The 588-nt window shown below is 46.9% G+C and carries 1 pseudogene; it reads right to left on the bottom strand.

Annotated features, from left to right (window positions below):
* Window positions 1-498 (bottom strand): annotated as a pseudogene (locus OKC24_RS19890) (hypothetical protein); the annotation flags it as partial.
* Window positions 499-588: the final 90 nt, after the last annotated feature.

The raw sequence follows: 588 nt of genomic DNA, 5'->3' as shown, positions 1-588 counted from the left end.
ATGGTGACGAGTCACACGATCCAGCTTGCGCTGCGGGTTCACTACACTTTTAACTGCAGTTTGAAAGGGCAGTAAATTGACCAGATCTGCTGGAGCCGCTTTATGCATGCCGTTTTCAACGACCACTACGCAATTTAACCAGGAGAAAGTCGGGGCATTCTTTTCAAATACGTTGCGGTCGAAGCCTTTAGAAAAATCTGCAGAAACTTTGATGATGTATTCGGTACCATTCACATCCACCTTATAACCGTGGCTTACACGGCAGATGAAGCGGGCAGTGATCTTCTGAGCGCCGAGTACTTCATTTACGTTGCGGCGTATCCAAGACTTTGCAGAAAGTGTGGCTTCGTCTACGCGGTTGAGTTCGCCGGCAGTGTTCAGCGTGTAAATAACATTGTCTTTTACACAGTAAACCGTGTTGCCCATACGGATGCGATGGAAGCCTGCAACATCAAGGCCTAAGTCTTCGCGGAATGGTTTATCAAAAGTCTTGTTCATTTCCCATCTCCAAACTGCGCTTGATACTGAACAGCCTGTGCATGTTGACGATCTACATCATCTGCACAGCCACGGATTAAGAAAATTGGT

The sequence above is a fragment of the Acinetobacter entericus genome (genome assembly GCF_026168575.1).
Classification (GTDB): domain Bacteria; phylum Pseudomonadota; class Gammaproteobacteria; order Pseudomonadales; family Moraxellaceae; genus Acinetobacter; species Acinetobacter bouvetii.
Note: the sequence above shows the minus strand (reverse complement) of the source record. Positions and strands in the feature narration are given on the sequence as shown.